General features: G+C 59.5%; 16 protein-coding genes. 14 read left to right on the forward strand and 2 right to left on the reverse strand.

All coding sequences use genetic code 11. The features are described from left to right. The first annotated feature begins 32 nt into the window (after positions 1 to 32). Positions 33 to 1,697 carry an alpha,alpha-phosphotrehalase gene (gene treC, locus ACUTSU_RS18770; RefSeq protein WP_445651204.1) on the forward strand — a complete coding sequence of 555 codons (1,665 nt, stop codon included), beginning with the start codon at positions 33 to 35 and terminating at the stop codon, positions 1,695 to 1,697. A gap of 27 nt (positions 1,698 to 1,724) precedes the next feature. Here treC and ACUTSU_RS18775 read toward each other — a convergent pair whose 3' ends face one another. Beyond that, a complete protein-coding gene (locus tag ACUTSU_RS18775) occupies positions 1,725 to 2,249 on the reverse strand; it encodes an NAD(P)H-dependent oxidoreductase (protein WP_445651203.1) in 525 nt (174 codons plus the stop codon). A 104-nt stretch (positions 2,250 to 2,353) separates the two neighbouring features. Here ACUTSU_RS18775 and ACUTSU_RS18780 point away from each other — a divergent pair, with 104 nt between their 5' ends. From ACUTSU_RS18780 to nrdG, 3 genes are all read left to right on the forward strand, one after another. Continuing rightward, complete coding sequence (locus tag ACUTSU_RS18780) at positions 2,354 to 3,262, forward strand: LysR family transcriptional regulator (RefSeq protein ID WP_445651202.1); 909 nt, start codon at positions 2,354 to 2,356, stop codon at positions 3,260 to 3,262. 272 nt (positions 3,263 to 3,534) lie between these two features. After that, positions 3,535 to 5,673 carry an anaerobic ribonucleoside-triphosphate reductase gene (gene nrdD, locus ACUTSU_RS18785; protein WP_445651201.1) on the forward strand — a complete coding sequence of 713 codons (2,139 nt, stop codon included), beginning with the start codon at positions 3,535 to 3,537 and terminating at the stop codon, positions 5,671 to 5,673. A 230-nt stretch (positions 5,674 to 5,903) separates the two neighbouring features. After that, positions 5,904 to 6,368, forward strand: a complete 465-nt coding sequence (gene nrdG, locus ACUTSU_RS18790) for an anaerobic ribonucleoside-triphosphate reductase-activating protein (protein WP_445651200.1) — start codon at positions 5,904 to 5,906, stop codon at positions 6,366 to 6,368. 50 nt (positions 6,369 to 6,418) lie between these two features. Here the strand turns inward: nrdG and ACUTSU_RS18795 are convergent, their stop codons facing one another. Continuing rightward, positions 6,419 to 7,477, reverse strand: a complete 1,059-nt coding sequence (locus ACUTSU_RS18795; RefSeq protein ID WP_445654570.1) for a permease — start codon at positions 7,475 to 7,477, stop codon at positions 6,419 to 6,421. A gap of 226 nt (positions 7,478 to 7,703) precedes the next feature. Here ACUTSU_RS18795 and phnF point away from each other — a divergent pair, with 226 nt between their 5' ends. From phnF to ACUTSU_RS18845, 10 genes are read left to right on the forward strand one after another with little or no spacing between them, the layout of a single operon-like run. Next, positions 7,704 to 8,429, forward strand: coding sequence for a phosphonate metabolism transcriptional regulator PhnF (phnF, locus tag ACUTSU_RS18800; RefSeq protein WP_445651466.1), 726 nt, complete (start codon positions 7,704 to 7,706; stop codon positions 8,427 to 8,429). Next, entirely contained in the window at positions 8,430 to 8,873 is a 444-nt protein-coding gene (gene phnG, locus ACUTSU_RS18805; RefSeq protein WP_012004979.1) for a phosphonate C-P lyase system protein PhnG, read from the forward strand. It abuts the gene before it with no gap. 3 nt (positions 8,874 to 8,876) lie between these two features. After that, positions 8,877 to 9,458, forward strand: a complete 582-nt coding sequence (gene phnH, locus ACUTSU_RS18810) for a phosphonate C-P lyase system protein PhnH (RefSeq protein WP_445651198.1) — start codon at positions 8,877 to 8,879, stop codon at positions 9,456 to 9,458. Next, on the forward strand, positions 9,458 to 10,543 hold the full coding sequence (locus tag ACUTSU_RS18815; protein WP_445654571.1) for a carbon-phosphorus lyase complex subunit PhnI: 1,086 nt from the start codon (positions 9,458 to 9,460) through the stop codon (positions 10,541 to 10,543). The genes phnH and ACUTSU_RS18815 overlap by 1 nt, the downstream gene beginning before the upstream one ends. Continuing rightward, a complete protein-coding gene (locus tag ACUTSU_RS18820; protein ID WP_174354078.1) occupies positions 10,536 to 11,396 on the forward strand; it encodes an alpha-D-ribose 1-methylphosphonate 5-phosphate C-P-lyase PhnJ in 861 nt (286 codons plus the stop codon). Before ACUTSU_RS18815 ends, ACUTSU_RS18820 begins: the two co-directional genes overlap by 8 nt. After that, complete coding sequence (gene phnK, locus ACUTSU_RS18825; protein ID WP_445651197.1) at positions 11,396 to 12,184, forward strand: phosphonate C-P lyase system protein PhnK; 789 nt, start codon at positions 11,396 to 11,398, stop codon at positions 12,182 to 12,184. The genes ACUTSU_RS18820 and phnK overlap by 1 nt, the downstream gene beginning before the upstream one ends. Positions 12,185 to 12,200: 16 nt before the next feature. After that, a complete protein-coding gene (phnL, locus tag ACUTSU_RS18830) occupies positions 12,201 to 12,905 on the forward strand; it encodes a phosphonate C-P lyase system protein PhnL (protein WP_445651196.1) in 705 nt (234 codons plus the stop codon). Continuing rightward, positions 12,905 to 14,041 (forward strand): alpha-D-ribose 1-methylphosphonate 5-triphosphate diphosphatase, encoded by a 1,137-nt coding sequence (phnM, locus tag ACUTSU_RS18835; RefSeq protein WP_445651195.1) that lies wholly within the window; start codon positions 12,905 to 12,907, stop codon positions 14,039 to 14,041. The genes phnL and phnM overlap by 1 nt, the downstream gene beginning before the upstream one ends. Next, positions 14,041 to 14,610 (forward strand): ribose 1,5-bisphosphokinase, encoded by a 570-nt coding sequence (gene phnN, locus ACUTSU_RS18840; protein ID WP_445651194.1) that lies wholly within the window; start codon positions 14,041 to 14,043, stop codon positions 14,608 to 14,610. The genes phnM and phnN overlap by 1 nt, the downstream gene beginning before the upstream one ends. Beyond that, complete coding sequence (locus tag ACUTSU_RS18845; RefSeq protein ID WP_445651193.1) at positions 14,607 to 15,209, forward strand: DapH/DapD/GlmU-related protein; 603 nt, start codon at positions 14,607 to 14,609, stop codon at positions 15,207 to 15,209. Before phnN ends, ACUTSU_RS18845 begins: the two co-directional genes overlap by 4 nt. Positions 15,210 to 15,308: the final 99 nt, after the last annotated feature.

Genomic DNA, 15,308 nt, shown 5'->3' on the forward strand with positions numbered 1-15,308 from the left:
GCCTGGTGCGCCGGGCCTGTTAAGGTATTTATATGAGCAATCCAATCCCCTGGTGGCAGAACGGCGTCATCTATCAAATCTATCCGAAGAGTTTTCAGGACAGCACCGGTAACGGCTACGGCGATCTGGCCGGTGTGACGCAGCGGCTGGACTATCTGCAGGAACTGGGCATCGACGCCATCTGGCTGACGCCGGTGTATGTCTCACCGCAGGTGGACAACGGGTATGACGTGGCAGACTACTGCGCCATCGACCCCGCCTACGGCACCATGGAGGATTTCGACCGCCTGATTGCCGCCGCCCACCAACGCAGCATCCGCATCGTGATGGACATGGTGTTCAACCACACTTCGACCGAGCACCCGTGGTTCAAAGCCTCGCAGGATCCTGACAGCCCGTTCCGCCAGTTTTATGTCTGGCGCGACGGCGAAGGCGACGTCCTGCCGAACAACTGGCGCTCCAAGTTTGGCGGCAACGCCTGGCAGTGGCACGCCGACAGCGGCCAGTATTATCTGCACCTGTTCGCCACCGAGCAGGCGGATCTCAACTGGGAGCACCCACCGGTACGCGCAGAGTTGAAGAAGGTTTGTCAGTTCTGGGCCGACAAAGGCGTCGACGGTCTGCGCCTCGACGTGATCAATCTGGTCTCCAAGCAGCAGGATTTCCCGTCCGACAGCCAGGGTGATGGCCGCCGTTTCTACACCGATGGCCCACGCATTCATGAATTTTTGCAGGAAATGAGCCGCGACGTGTTCCAGCCGCGTGGCCTGATGACCGTCGGTGAAATGTCCTCCACCACGTTGGAACATTGCCGGCAGTACGCGGCGCAAAGCGGCGAAGAGCTGTCGATGACCTTCAACTTCCACCACCTGAAGGTGGACTATGCCGATGGCGAAAAATGGACGCTGGCGGCGCCGGATTACGTCGAACTCAAACAGATTTTCCGCCACTGGCAACAGGGGATGCATAACCAGGCGTGGAACGCGCTGTTCTGGTGTAACCACGATCAGCCGCGCATCGTTTCACGCTTCGGTGATGAGGGTGAACTACGGGTGCCGGCCGCCAAGATGCTGGCGATGGCGCTGCATGGCATGCAGGGCACGCCTTATATTTATCAGGGCGAAGAGATCGGCATGACCAATCCGGGCTTTAACGCCATAGAACAGTATCGCGATGTGGAAAGTCTGAACATGTACGCCGAACTCAGTGCGCAGGGGAAAAGTGACGCCGAGCTGCTGGCGATCCTGGCCAGCAAATCACGCGATAACGGCCGCACGCCAATGCAGTGGAGCTGCGCGCCAAACGCCGGTTTCACCCAGGGCACGCCGTGGATCAGTTGTGCGGAAAACTACCCGCAGATCAACGCCGAAGCGGCGCTGGCCGATCTGGATTCGGTGTTTTACGCCTATCGCCAGTTAATCACCCTGCGCAAGCAGTATCCGCTGCTGACTCACGGTGACTATCAGGATCTGGCCCCTGCCCACCCGGCGCTGTGGTGCTACCAACGTCGTTGGAACGGTCAACGCCTGCTGGTGGCGGCCAACCTCAGTCGCGAGCCGCTGGCCTGGCAGGCAGAAGGCGTCGAGCCTTCTGTTTTGTGGCGGCCGCTGATGAGCAACTACGCCGATGCACCTGCCCAGCCGCAGGCCACCACCCTGCGACCGTTCGAAGCGGTGTGGTGGTTGCTGGAAGACTAATGCTGTCGGGGCGTGGCTTGCCGCGCCCTACAGTTTTTTCAGCAGTGCCGCCACGCCGGCAGCCTCTTGTGCCAGACGCTCCTCACTGATATCAAACACCCCCTGAACCAGATACGGCGACAGGTAATCCATGCCGGTCAGGTTGGCCATCGCATGGAATGGGCGCAGCAAATCTGCCACCGGATAGCGGTTATAACCTTCTGGCGTATAAGCCTGCTGATTGCCGCCGGTAGTGACCACCAGTTGCAGCGGTTTGCCCTGCAGTTTAGTGCCTTCGCTACCGTAGGCGAAACCGTGGGTTAATACCGCATCCTGCCATTCGCTGAGGATCGCCGGGGAACTGTACCAGTAGAACGGGAACAGCATCACTACCGCATCATGACCCTGTAGCAACTCCTGCTCACGCGCCACGTCGATTTGATAGTCCGGGTAAGCTCGCATCAGCTCATGAACAGTCACGTTTGGCAAAGGACGTAGCGCTTCTATCAACGCTTTGTTGATACGTGAATCATCGGGAAAACGGTGGGCGGTTAAGACTAAAATGCGCGACATAAGAGATCCTTGATTAAAATTTGATAACGCATTTTTCCATTTCCCACGCACCGGGTGTAGGCTGTTGGTTGTCACTTTAATTTCAACTGAAAGTATCAACCATCATGTCGCTTCCCTTTGATGTCCACCGTCTGCTGCCGGCATTTCTTGCCGCCGCCCAGGCGCAGAACTTTTCCGCCGCCGCACGCCAGCTGGGTGTCACGCCGGCGGCCATCAGCAAAAATATCCGCGTGCTGGAAGAAAAGCTGGCGCTGCGGTTGTTCCAGCGCAACACCCACAACGTGGTACTGACCGACGAAGGGAAGGCGCTGTTACAGCAAGTGGCCCCCTTATGGCAGGCACTGTCCGCCACGCTGGAAACCGCCGGCAGCCCGCAGCAAACCCCTTCCGGCACGGTACGCGTCAGCATGATCCCCGGTTTCGGCCGCCAGATGCTGATGCCGTTGATCCCGCAGTTCCTTGAGCGCTACCCGCAGATCGACCTGGATCTTTCGCTGGATGCACGAGTGGTCAATCTGGTGGGGGAAGGCTTTGATGTGGGGATTGGCAGCCGGGTCGACCCCGACAGCCGGTTGGTGGCGCGATCCTTGTACCCGATGCAGATGGTGCTGGCGGCCTCGCCCGGTTATCTGGCGCAACATGGCATGCCGCAGGATCCGCCAGATCTGTTGCAGCACAACTGCCTGTTGCACCGCAACCCGGCCACCGGTCGCAGTGTAAAATGGCCGTTGCAACAGCACGGCGAAGCCAAAACGCTGGAGCTGCAGGGCCGTCTGGTTGCCAGCCGCCCGGAGATGCTGCTGGATGCGGCTCTGGCCGGGCTGGGCATCGTCTGCCTGGCGCGCTGGTATACGGAGCCTCATTTTGCACAAGGCACCCTGCAGCCGGTGCTGGCGGATTGCTGGCCGCGGCCGACCCAGCTCTGGTTGTATTATGCCTCCGCCGATCTGCCGCCACGGGTGCGCGTCTGGGTTGAGTTCCTGCTCGAGCATTTCCGTCACCGCCCGGCCTGATTTTTCAGGCCAAAAATTCAGGCTTGTACAGCTAACGCCCGCTCTTTCCATTTCCTTGTTCTACGTCAAAAGAATCTCGCCAATATCTATATATAGTGTGTTGAGAAACACTAGAACCCATATATAGTATTTATCCACAAAATCATCCACACGTCGCCTCAGCCCTTGTGCGCTGCGGCATTGCCCTGTGGATAAGCCGAAATCATACCGATACCCAACGGCTTTTAGCCTGCCGGGCATCTGCGCTCCCTCGGGGAACAAGGAGTAACAACGTGAAACCAGTAGTGATTAAACGGGACGGTTGTCAGGTACCTTTTGACGAGGCACGTATTGGGCAAGCTATCGAGCGCGCCGCGCTGGCCGTCGGTATTGTCAATGCCGACTACTGCGCTACCGTCGCCCGCGTAGTCGCTCAACGGATGTCACAGCAGCAGCGCGTTGATATCCATGAAATTCAGCAGGCGGTAGAAAATCAGCTGATGGCCGGTGAATACAAGCAGCTGGCCCGCGCCTATATTGAATATCGACACGATCGCGACGTAGCGCGTGAACTGCGCGGTCGGCTGAACCAGGAGATCCGTGGCCTGGTGGAGCAAAGCAACATGGCGCTGCTGAACGAAAACGCCAACAAGGACAGCAAAGTGATCCCCACCCAGCGCGATCTGCTGGCCGGGATCGTCGCCAAGCATTATGCCAAGCAACACATCCTGCCGCGTGACGTAGTGCTGGCCCACGAGCGCGGCGAAATCCACTACCACGATCTCGATTACTCACCCTTCTTCCCGATGTTCAACTGCATGTTGATCGACCTGAAAGGCATGCTGACTAACGGCTTCAAGATGGGCAACGCCGAGATCGAACCTCCGAAGTCTATCTCTACCGCCACTGCGGTCACCGCCCAGATCATTGCGCAGGTTGCCAGCCATATTTATGGCGGCACCACCATTAACCGCATCGACGAGATCCTGGCACCGTTCGTCAGCGAAAGCTTCACCAAACATCGGCAGGTCGCCGAACAATGGCAGATCCCGGATGCGCAAGGCTACGCCATGGCACGCACCGAGAAAGAGTGTTACGACGCCTTCCAGTCGCTGGAATATGAAGTCAACACCCTGCACACCGCCAACGGGCAGACGCCGTTCGTGACCTTCGGTTTTGGCCTGGGCACCAGCTGGGAATCACGGATGATCCAGCGTTCAATCCTGCAAAATCGCATCGCAGGGCTGGGCAAGAACCGCAAGACGGCAGTATTCCCCAAACTGGTGTTCGCCATCCGCGACGGCCTTAATCACCAATACGGCGATCCGAACTACGACATCAAGCAGCTGGCACTGGAGTGCGCCAGCAAGCGCATGTACCCGGACATCCTCAATTACGATCAGGTGGTGAAAGTCACCGGCTCGTTCAAAACCCCGATGGGCTGCCGCAGCTTCCTCGGTACTTATGAAGAAGATGGCGAACTGGTGCACGACGGCCGCAACAATATCGGCGTGATCAGCCTGAACCTGCCGCGCATTGCGCTAGAAGCGGTCGGGGATGAAAGCCGCTTCTGGCAGTTGCTTGACCAACGTTTGCTGTTGGCGAAAAAGGCGCTGATGACGCGCATCGCCCGGCTGGAAGGCATCAAGGCCAGGGTCGCGCCAATCCTGTATATGGAAGGTGCCTGCGGTGTACGCCTGAAGGCGGACGACAATATCGCCGACATCTTTAAAAATGGCCGCGCGTCAATCTCGCTGGGTTATATCGGCCTGCATGAAACCATCAACGCACTGTTCGGTGACCAACGGCACGTCTACGACGACGAAGCACTGCGCGCCAAGGCGGTTGCCATTGTTGCCCGCCTGCGGGCCGCCACCGACAGTTGGAAAGAAGAGACCGGTTATGGCTTCGGCCTGTACAGCACGCCGAGCGAGAACCTGTGCGACCGCTTCTGCCGGTTGGATACCGCCGATTTCGGCGTGGTGCCGGGCGTCACCGACAAAGGCTATTACACCAACAGCTTCCATCTCGACGTGGAGAAAAAGGTTAATCCTTACGACAAGTTGGATTTTGAAGCGCCTTACCCCCCATTGGCCAACGGCGGTTTCATCTGTTACGGCGAATACCCGAACCTGCAGCACAACCTGAAAGCGCTGGAAGATGTGTGGGATTACAGCTACAGCCGCGTACCTTATTACGGTACCAATACGCCAATTGATGAGTGCTACGAGTGCGGCTTTACCGGTGAGTTTGCCTGTACCAGCAAGGGCTTTACCTGCCCGAAATGCGGCAATCACGAACCGTCCAAGGTCTCCGTCACTCGCCGGGTATGTGGTTACCTCGGCAGTCCGGACGCCAGGCCGTTCAACGCCGGTAAGCAGGAAGAAGTGAAACGTCGGGTGAAACACCTCGGCAACGGGCAGCTCGGCTGAAAAACGCCGTGCAGCCTATGCAGAAGCCTGTTCATCAGGCGTGATTGTCGCAACCAGTTTGCCTTCGGCCAGCGCGCACAAACCGGAGCGTACACGCAGTACGTGAGGATATTATTCGCGTTGCTCACCCTACGGGCCGCCCTCTATGAGGGCGTTCAAAATGCATGCATTTTGTGAACACTACCCGGAGGCAAAATGGCCAGTAAAATAGCCTGATGGGCAGGCCTCAGATGAATTATCACCAGTACTACCCTATCGATGTGGTCAACGGCCCCGGCACCCGCTGCACGCTGTTTGTTGCCGGTTGCGTACACCAGTGCCCCGGTTGCTACAACAAAAGCACCTGGCGGCTCAACTCCGGCCAGCCTTTTACCCAGGCGATGGAAGACCAGTTGATTGCCGATCTGAACGATACGCGCGTGCCGCGCCAGGGGCTGTCGCTCTCCGGCGGGGATCCGCTGCATCCGGCCAATATCACGGCGGTGCTGCAATTGGTGAAAAGGGTACATGCCGAGTGCCCCGGCAAGGATATCTGGCTATGGACCGGTTACCGACTGGCGGAGCTGGATGAACAGCAAATGCAGGTGGTGGATCGGATTAACGTGCTGATTGACGGCAAGTTTGTGCAGGATTTAAAAGACCCGGCGCTGATTTGGCGCGGCAGCGCCAATCAGGTGGTGCATAAGCTGCGTTGATCATCCCCTCACCCCGGCCTCTCCCCAAGAGAGGGAGATGCCACGTCCACCTACACCAGCCCCATCCCCACCACGCCGGTCAGTGCGCCGCACAGCGCCACCAGCGCGGCGGTCAGGCACAGAGCCTTGGCGGAAAAGGCTTTGTTCAGCATCAGCAATGAAGGCAGGCTGACCGCTGGCAGGGTCATCAGCAGCGCCAGCGCCGGGCCGGTGCCCATGCCCGCCAGCATCATGGTCTGCACAATCGGGATTTCCGCTGCGGTGGGGATCACGAACAGGCAACCGGCGATCGCCAGCCCAATAATCCACAGCAGGCTGTTGTCTATCGCGCCGTCAGCATGCGGGAACAGCCACACGCGTGCCGCGCCCAGCGCCAGTACCGCCAGAATGTAGATCGGAATGGTCGACCAAAACAGCGACCACAGCGCCTTTAGCCAGCGGCTAAAAAAGGGCTGCGCCTCGGTTTGCTCCAACGGTATCACCGGCATTTGCAGTGCGGCGGGTTGCGGGTCGTTGGCGGTCGCGCGCTGCACCAGCCAGGCAATGCCCAACACCATAATCACCCCAGCCACCAGCCGAATAGCGGCAAACTGCCAGCCAAGCACGAAGCCCATAAAAATCAGCGTCGCCGGGTTCAGCACCGGGTTACTTAGCCAGAATGCCATCGCCGCACCACTGGATACCGACTGACGGCGTAACCCGGCGGCAACTGGTGCCGCACAGCAGGTACACATCATGCCCGGCAGTGCGATCGCCGCGCCGAGCAAGGTGCCGGAGAAACGCGGGTGGCCCAGGGTGCGCACCAACCAGTCGCGTGGGATTAACACCTGCACCAGCGAGCCCAATACCACGCCGAGCACCGCCGCCTTCCACACCGCGGTGAAATAGACCAGTGCATAGTGCCAGGCTGCCAACCAGGGGCTGCTGTCGCCATTAGCCAGTATCGATTTGCCGATCGAGTGAGTATCCGCCGCCAGAAAAGCCTTGCCGTAATAGGGTTGCCATTTGACGTAGTAGAGGCCAACGGCCACCACCAGCAGAAACAGGATCGGTTTCCACAGCGGCCAGGGGCGGCTGCGGTGTTCGGTTGCGGTCAGAGGCTGTGGCATGGGGTTGGCTCGGTTCGGTGAACAATGACGTCAGCTTAGCGCGCCGCAGCCCCGAGCGCATCATCAGCCTGTCCCAAATAGTTCATCTGTTCGCCACTGACGCGTAACCAGATTGTCATTTAACCCCGGCAGAATAACGCCAACTTCACCAAAGGGTACAGACCATGCAACGCCAACCATCAGCATCCTGCAAATGGGTATTCTGCACGCCGAGGTTTTCATTATGATGGACTTATCTAGACATCCGACCAGATACCCCACCCGCTACCAACAAATCGCCGCGCAGCTTGAACAAGAGCTGCGTACCCAATACCGCTGCGGTGACTATCTGCCTTCCGAACAACAGCTGGCAGAGCGTTATCAGGTTAATCGCCATACCCTGCGCCGTGCGGTCGACCAATTGGTGGAGCGCGGCTGGCTGCAACGTCGACACGGCATCGGCATTCTGGTGCTGATGCGCCCCTATGACTATCCGCTGCATGCCAATACCCGCTTTAGCCAGAACCTGTGCGAGCAGGGAAGTCACCCCACCAGTGAGCGCTTACTCGCAGTATTACGCCCGTGTAATGGACATGTGGCCAGTGCACTGTCGCGTGAAGAAGGCGAAACGGTGATCCACCTGCGCACCCTGCGCCGGGTCAACGGCGTGCCGATGAGCCTGATCGACCATTATCTGCCCGATCTGGACTGGTGGCCGGCGCTGCAGCAGTTCCACAGCGGCTCATTGCATGAATTTATCGAACTCAACATCCACCAGCCGCTGACCCGCAAGCAGACGCGCATCAGCGCACGCCGCGCGCAGGCCAAAGAGAGTCGGTTGCTGGAAATAGCTACCCACGCGCCGCTGCTGTGCGTGCGCACCCTCAACGTCTGCAGCGGCAGTGACAGCGTGGCGGAATACTCCGTCAGCCTGGCGCGCGCCGACATGATTGAACTGACCATGGAGCACTGAATGCAAGCCTTACAGCCGAGACAACGCTGGATGTCGGTACTGGCGCACAGCCAGCCGGACCAGTTGCGCAGCCACTGGCAGGCGCTGAACCTCAGCCCGCGCTACCAAACCATTCGCGCGCCGGAGATTGGCCTGGCGCAGTTACAGGGCCGTATGGGCGCCACCGGCCGCCGCTTTGTGCTGGGCGACATGACCGTTACCCGCGCGGTGGTGCAGCTGGAAAACGGCGGTTACGGCTACAGCTATATTGCCGGACGTGACAAGGCCCATGCCGAACTCTGTGCGCTGGCGGATGCCCTGTTGCAGCTGCCGGAGCAGGCCGAATTGCTGCAACAGCAACTGATTGAGCCACTGGCGGCCTTGCAACATGAACAACGCCAGCTTCGCGCTCGGGCGGTAGCCTCCAGCCGGGTGGACTTCTTTACGCTGGTGCGAGGGGATTAACCAATGAGCCTACTGACAGGTTTTGCACAACCGATTGAACAATCGCAACAGGCTTTCCGCCTGATCCTTAAAGCATTAAGTGAACCGGGCCATATCGTCACACTGTCGACAAGCCCGGCCTGGGGCGCGCTGAACGCCGCCAGCACCGCCGCACTGTTGACCCTGGCAGACCAGGAAACGCCGATTCAACTGTCTCTGGCGTTAGAATGTGAGCAAGTGCTAACAAACATTCGCTTCCACAGCGGTGCGCCGCTGGCCAATAACAGCGAAGAAGTGTGCTTTGCCCTGTTCGATACGCAATTGCAGGCCGCTGATTTGCAGGCCTTACCGCACGGCAGCGAGATCTCCCCCGAGTTCAGCGCCACGGTAGTTGTCCAGCTCGACAGTCTGGAACAGGGCACTGCGCTGCGCCTGACCGGTCCCGGCATTGAACAGCAACGGGTTATCTCGCCGTCATTGCCGCAAGCCTTACTGGATTACCTGATTAACCGTCCACAGCGTTTCCCGCTGGGGCTGGATTTCCTGCTGACCTGCGGTGAGCGCCTGCTGGCGCTGCCACGGACCACCCATGTGGAGGTGTGCTGATGTACGTTGCCGTTAAAGGGGGCGAAAAAGCCATTGAGGCAGCCCATCAGTTACAGGAACAACTGAGGCGTGGCGACGACAGCGTACCGGCGCTCGGTACCCAGCAGATTGAACAGCAATTGGGGTTGGCGGTAGATCGGGTAATGACCGAAGGGGGTATTTACGATCCTCAGTTGGCGGCGCTGGCCATTAAGCAGGCGAGCGGCGATCTGGTCGAAGCCATTTTCCTGCTGCGCGCCTACCGCACCACTCTGCCAAGGTTGGCGGTCAGTGAGCCATTGGCGACCGAAAATATGCGGCTGGAACGCCGTATCTCGGCGGTTTACAAGGACTTGCCCGGTGGGCAGGTGCTGGGGCCGACCTACGATTACACCCACCGGCTGCTGGACTTTGCCCTGCTGGCCGAAGGCGAAGCGCCACGCGCGCCACAGGCCGACGAACCGCTGCCGGAAAACTGTGCCCATGTGTTCGACTTACTCAGTCAGCAGCAGCTGGCGCTGGCGGAACAGGATGACGGCAGCGCGCCGGATGACATCACCCGCAATCCGCCGGTTTACCCTTGTTCCCGTTCGGCACGCTTGCAACAGTTGGTGCGCGGTGACGAAGGTTTCCTGCTGGCACTGAGCTACTCCACCCAGCGTGGTTACGGCCGTACCCACCCGTTCGCCGGTGAGATACGTACTGGCTATGTTTCGGCGGAGATAGTGCCTGAAGATCTGGGTTTCGCGGTAGATATCGGCGAGATCCTGCTGACCGAGTGTGAAATGGTCAACGGCTTTATTGACCCGGTCGACCAACCACCGCATTTCACCCGCGGCTATGGCCTGGTGTTTGGTCGTGCCGAACGCAAGGCGATGGCGATGGCGCTGGTGGATCGCGCCCTGCAAAGCCCCGAGTACAACGAAGGCATCGCCAGCCCGGCGCAGGATGAAGAGTTCGTGCTGGCCCACGCCGATAATGTTGAAGCCGCCGGCTTTGTTTCCCACCTTAAATTGCCGCACTACGTCGATTTCCAGGCCGAGCTGGAATTGCTCAAACGCCTGCGGCAGGAATTCAGCGAACGTCAGGAGGCCCGCGATGAGTGAAGTATTAACCGGTTATAACCTGGGCTATCTAGACGAACAGACCAAACGCATGATCCGCCGCGCAATTTTGAAGGCGGTGGCAATCCCTGGCTATCAGGTGCCGTTCGGCGGGCGTGAGATGCCCATGCCCTACGGCTGGGGCACTGGCGGCATTCAGTTGACTGCCAGCGTGATTGGCCGCGCCGACGTGCTGAAGGTGATCGACCAGGGAGCCGATGACACCACCAATGCGGTTTCCATCCGTCGCTTCTTCCAGCGCGTTGCCGGCGTCGCCACCACCGAGCGCACGCCGGAAGCTACGCTGATCCAGACCCGGCACCGCATCCCGGAAACCGCGCTGCGTGAAGACCAGATCCTGATTTATCAGGTGCCGATCCCGGAGCCGCTGCGCTTTATCGAACCGCGCGAAACCGAGACCCGTAAAATGCACGCGCTGGAAGAATACGGCGTGATGCAGGTGAAACTGTATGAAGACATCGCGCGCTACGGCCATATCGCCACCACCTACGCCTATCCGGTGAAGGTCAATGACCGCTACGTGATGGATCCGTCGCCGATCCCGAAATTCGATAACCCGAAAATGCACATGATGCCGGCACTGCAGCTGTTTGGGGCCGGGCGCGAGAAGCGCATCTATGCCCTGCCGCCGTTCACTAAGGTGGAGAGCCTGGACTTCGACGATCATCCTTTCACCGTGCAGCAGTGGGACGAGCCTTGTGCCCTGTGTGGTTCACGCCACAGCTATCTCGATGAAGTGGTGCTCGACGATCAGGGCAACCGCATGTTCGTCTGTTCCGACACCGATTACTGCCAGCAACAGCTGGCGCAACCTTCGCAAGAGGCGCAGCACTGATGGCTTCCACCCCTCTGAGCACCACGCCGCTGCTGTCGGTGACTAACCTCACCCATCTGTACGCACCGGGCAAGGGCTTTAGCGATGTCTCTTTTGATATCTATCCCGGCGAAGTGCTGGGCATCGTTGGCGAATCCGGTTCCGGTAAAACTACCCTGCTGAAGTCGATTTCCGCCCGGCTGGTGCCGCAACAAGGGCAGATCCTTTACCGCCCGCAGGCCGGGCAACAGCACGACCTGTACGCGATGGCGGAAAGCGATCGCCGCCGCCTGCTGCGTACCGACTGGGGCGTGGTGCATCAGCATCCTCTCGACGGGCTACGCCCCAAGGTTTCTGCCGGTGGCAACATCGGTGAACGCCTGATGGCTATCGGCCAGCGTCACTACGGCGACATTCGCCGTCAGGCCGGCCAATGGCTGGAAGACGTCGAGATCCCGGTATCGCGCCTGGATGACCTGCCGACCACCTTCTCCGGTGGCATGCAACAGCGGTTGCAGATTGCCCGCAATCTGGTGACCCACCCAAAATTGGTGTTTATGGACGAGCCCACCGGCGGGCTGGACGTTTCGGTACAGGCACGTCTGCTCGATCTGCTGCGCACGCTGGTGGTGGAAATGCAGTTGGCGGCGGTGATCGTCACCCACGATCTTGGCGTGGCGCGCCTACTGGCGCACCGGCTGCTGGTGATGAAACAGGGCGAGGTGGTGGAAAGCGGCCTGACCGACCGGGTGCTGGACGATCCGCACCATCCTTATACCCAACTGCTGGTTTCTTCGGTGCTGTCGTAACGCAAGGTAATGACAAATGACTATTCAAATCCGGGTTGAACACCTCAGCAAAACCTTTGTGCTCCACCAGCAGCACGGCACGCAACTGCCGGTACTGCACGATGCCAATATGACGGTCAGCAGCGGCGAATGTGTGGTGCTGCACGGGCATTCCGGCAGCGGGAAATCCACGCTGCTGCGCTCACTGTATGCCAATTATCTGCCTGACAGCGGCCATATCTGGATTAATCACCAGGGTGAATGGCTGGATATGGTGCAGGCCGAAGCACGCCAGATCCTGGCGGTCCGCCGCCACACCCTCGGCTGGGTCAGCCAGTTTCTGCGGGTGATCCCGCGTATCAGCGCGCTGGACGTCGTGATGCAGCCGCTGCTGGAACAGGGCGTCAACCGCGCCGAATGCCGCGAACGCGCCGAGACGCTGCTCAACCAGCTCAACGTACCGCAACGCCTGTGGCAACTGGCCCCTTCCACCTTCTCCGGTGGTGAACAACAGCGGGTGAACATCGCGCGCGGCTTTATCGTCGATTACCCGATCCTGTTGCTGGACGAACCCACCGCCTCCCTCGACAGCCGTAACAGTGCGGCCGTGGTCGCGCTGATCGAACAGGCCAAACAACGTGGCGCGGCGATCGTCGGCATTTTCCATGATGAAGGCGTCCGTCAGCAGGTCGCCGACCGGTTATATGACATGCAGGTGCCACAGGCGCTGGAGATCCTCTGATGATCATCAATAACGTGAAACTGGTGCTGGAAGATCAAACGGTCGAAGGATCGCTGGAAATCAGCGACGGCATGATCCGCAGCTTTGCCGATACGCCCAGCCAGTTGCCGCAGGCATTGAACGGTGAAGGCGGCTGGCTGCTGCCGGGCTTGATTGAACTGCACACCGACAATCTGGACAAGTTTTTCACCCCGCGCCCGAACGTCGACTGGCCGGCGCATTCGGCCATGAGCAGCCATGATGCGCTGATGGTAGCCAACGGCATCACCACCGTGCTGGACGCGGTGGCCATTGGCGACGTTCGCGACGGCGGCCACCGGCTGGAAAACCTGCAAAAAATGATCGACGCGGTGATCCACAGCCAGCGCGCCGGGGTCAACCGCGCCGAACACCGGTTGCACCTGCGCTGCGAACTGCCCAACGAGAGCACCCTGTCGCTGTTCGAACAGTTGATGGACAAGCCTGGGGTGTCTTTGGTGTCGCTGATGGATCATTCGCCGGGCCAGCGCCAGTTCGCCTCGCGTGAAAAATACCGTGAGTATTATCAGGGCAAATATCACCTCAACGACCAGCAGATGAGCGAGTATGAAGAGCACCAGGTTGCGCTTTCTGCCCGCTGGGCTACGCCGAATCGCGAAGCCATTGCCGCCCATTGCCGGGCGCGTAAAATTTCGCTCGCCAGCCACGACGATGCTACCGCCGCCCACGTCAGCGAGTCCTGCGCGCTGGGTAGCGTGATTGCCGAGTTCCCCACTACCGAAGACGCCGCCCTGGCTTCGCACCAACAAGGATTGCAGGTGCTGATGGGCGCGCCGAACATCGTGCGTGGCGGCTCACATTCCGGCAACGTAGCAGCGCACCACCTGGCGGCGTTGGGCGTGCTGGATATCCTGTCCTCCGACTATTACCCGGCCAGCCTGTTGGATGCGGCGTTTCGCATTGCGGCCGACGAACGCAACGATTACAACCTGCCGCAGGCAGTGCAGATGATCACCCGCAACCCGGCCAGGGCGCTGAATTTGCAGGATCGCGGCACCATCGCCGAAGGCATGCGGGCAGATCTGGTGTTGGTACGACCGCACGGCGAGCACGTTTACGTGCACAACGTGTGGCGCCAGGGCAAGCAGGTATTCTGATGGCGCAGCTTATCTATCTGATGGGGCCGTCCGGCTCAGGCAAGGACAGTCTGTTGGCCGCACTGCGCGCCGACGTCGACAGCGCCCCACTGGTGGCGCACCGCTATATCACCCGGCCGGCAGACGCCGGCTGCGAGAACCATATTGCGCTTAGCGAACCGGAGTTCCTGCGCCGCCGCGCCAAAGGGTTGTTTGCCCTCGACTGGCAGGCGCATCAGCACCATTACGCCTTTGGCATCGAGGTCGATCTGTGGTTACTGCAGGGGATCGATGTGGTGGTCAACGGATCCCGTGCTCATCTGGCACAGGCACAGCAACGCTACGGTACACAGCTGCTGCCGGTGTGCCTGCAGGTCAGCAGCGATATTCTGCGCCAACGCCTGCAAAATCGCGGGCGTGAAAACGCCGATCAGATAGCACAGCGGCTGGCACGGGCGGCGGAATATCAGCAACAGCTGCCCGCCATTTGCTGCCGACTGGATAACGACGGAAACCTTGAAGACACTTTGGCAGCGCTGTTGGCGCTGCTGCCCGCTTCAGCCAAACAACCACAGGATGCCCTGCCATGAGTGATTTGGCACAGCCGAGAATCGGCGGCAACGTGACGCTTAACCGCAGCCGCCTCGGCCAGTATGTTCATCTGGCCGACGATGCGATCCTCGAAGAAGTCGAAATGGGCGACTATTCCTACACCGCCGGACATAACCAGATTTTTTACGCCACCATCGGCAAATTCGTGTCGATCGCCTCTTACGCACGCATTAATCCCGGCAACCACCCCACCTATCAGCGCATCGCCCAGCACCATTTCACCTATCGCGCTTCAGAGTACGATCTGGGGGAAGATGATGAAGCCTTCTTCGACTGGCGGCGCGAACACCACGTGAGCATCGGCCACGACGTGTGGATCGGCCATAACGCCATCGTGATGCCCGGCGTCAACATCGGCAACGGCGCAGTGATCGGCAGCGCGGCGGTGGTAACCAAGGATGTAGCCCCTTATGAGATTGTCGCCGGCGTGGCGGCCAAAAAGATCGGCATGCGTTTTGACGACGCACTGATCGAACGTATTGAACGCAGCCAGTGGTGGCACTGGGATCATCAGACATTACAGGAACGATTGGCGGATTTCCGCGATATCAACGCCTTTGCGGAGAAGTATCTTTAAGGCCCTTATTAATCTTACCCAATGAATTTCGCGTTGCAGCTAGGCGGCAAATGCGTGAATCCTCAGGAGCTTACTCAAGTAAGCGGCTGAGGTGCGCGT

The organism is Serratia sp. NA_13 (assembly GCF_052691735.1).

Bases quoted from the DNA above. Each gene is read 5' to 3' on its own strand.
- phnK (WP_445651197.1), top strand. From the start codon at position 11,396: ATGGCTTCCACCCCTCTGAGCACCACGCCGCTGCTGTCGGTGACTAAC.
- phnN (WP_445651194.1), top strand. From the start codon at position 14,041: ATGGCGCAGCTTATCTATCTGATGGGGCCGTCCGGCTCAGGCAAGGAC.
- ACUTSU_RS18845 (WP_445651193.1), top strand. From the start codon at position 14,607: ATGAGTGATTTGGCACAGCCGAGAATCGGCGGCAACGTGACGCTTAAC.
- treC (WP_445651204.1), top strand. From the start codon at position 33: ATGAGCAATCCAATCCCCTGGTGGCAGAACGGCGTCATCTATCAAATC.
- phnL (WP_445651196.1), top strand. From the start codon at position 12,201: ATGACTATTCAAATCCGGGTTGAACACCTCAGCAAAACCTTTGTGCTC.
- ACUTSU_RS18780 (WP_445651202.1), top strand. From the start codon at position 2,354: ATGTCGCTTCCCTTTGATGTCCACCGTCTGCTGCCGGCATTTCTTGCC.
- ACUTSU_RS18795 (WP_445654570.1), bottom strand. From the start codon at position 7,477: ATGCCACAGCCTCTGACCGCAACCGAACACCGCAGCCGCCCCTGGCCG.
- phnG (WP_012004979.1), top strand. From the start codon at position 8,430: ATGCAAGCCTTACAGCCGAGACAACGCTGGATGTCGGTACTGGCGCAC.
- phnH (WP_445651198.1), top strand. From the start codon at position 8,877: ATGAGCCTACTGACAGGTTTTGCACAACCGATTGAACAATCGCAACAG.
- ACUTSU_RS18820 (WP_174354078.1), top strand. From the start codon at position 10,536: ATGAGTGAAGTATTAACCGGTTATAACCTGGGCTATCTAGACGAACAG.
- nrdG (WP_445651200.1), top strand. From the start codon at position 5,904: ATGAATTATCACCAGTACTACCCTATCGATGTGGTCAACGGCCCCGGC.
- phnF (WP_445651466.1), top strand. From the start codon at position 7,704: ATGGACTTATCTAGACATCCGACCAGATACCCCACCCGCTACCAACAA.
- ACUTSU_RS18775 (WP_445651203.1), bottom strand. From the start codon at position 2,249: ATGTCGCGCATTTTAGTCTTAACCGCCCACCGTTTTCCCGATGATTCA.
- phnM (WP_445651195.1), top strand. From the start codon at position 12,905: ATGATCATCAATAACGTGAAACTGGTGCTGGAAGATCAAACGGTCGAA.
- ACUTSU_RS18815 (WP_445654571.1), top strand. From the start codon at position 9,458: ATGTACGTTGCCGTTAAAGGGGGCGAAAAAGCCATTGAGGCAGCCCAT.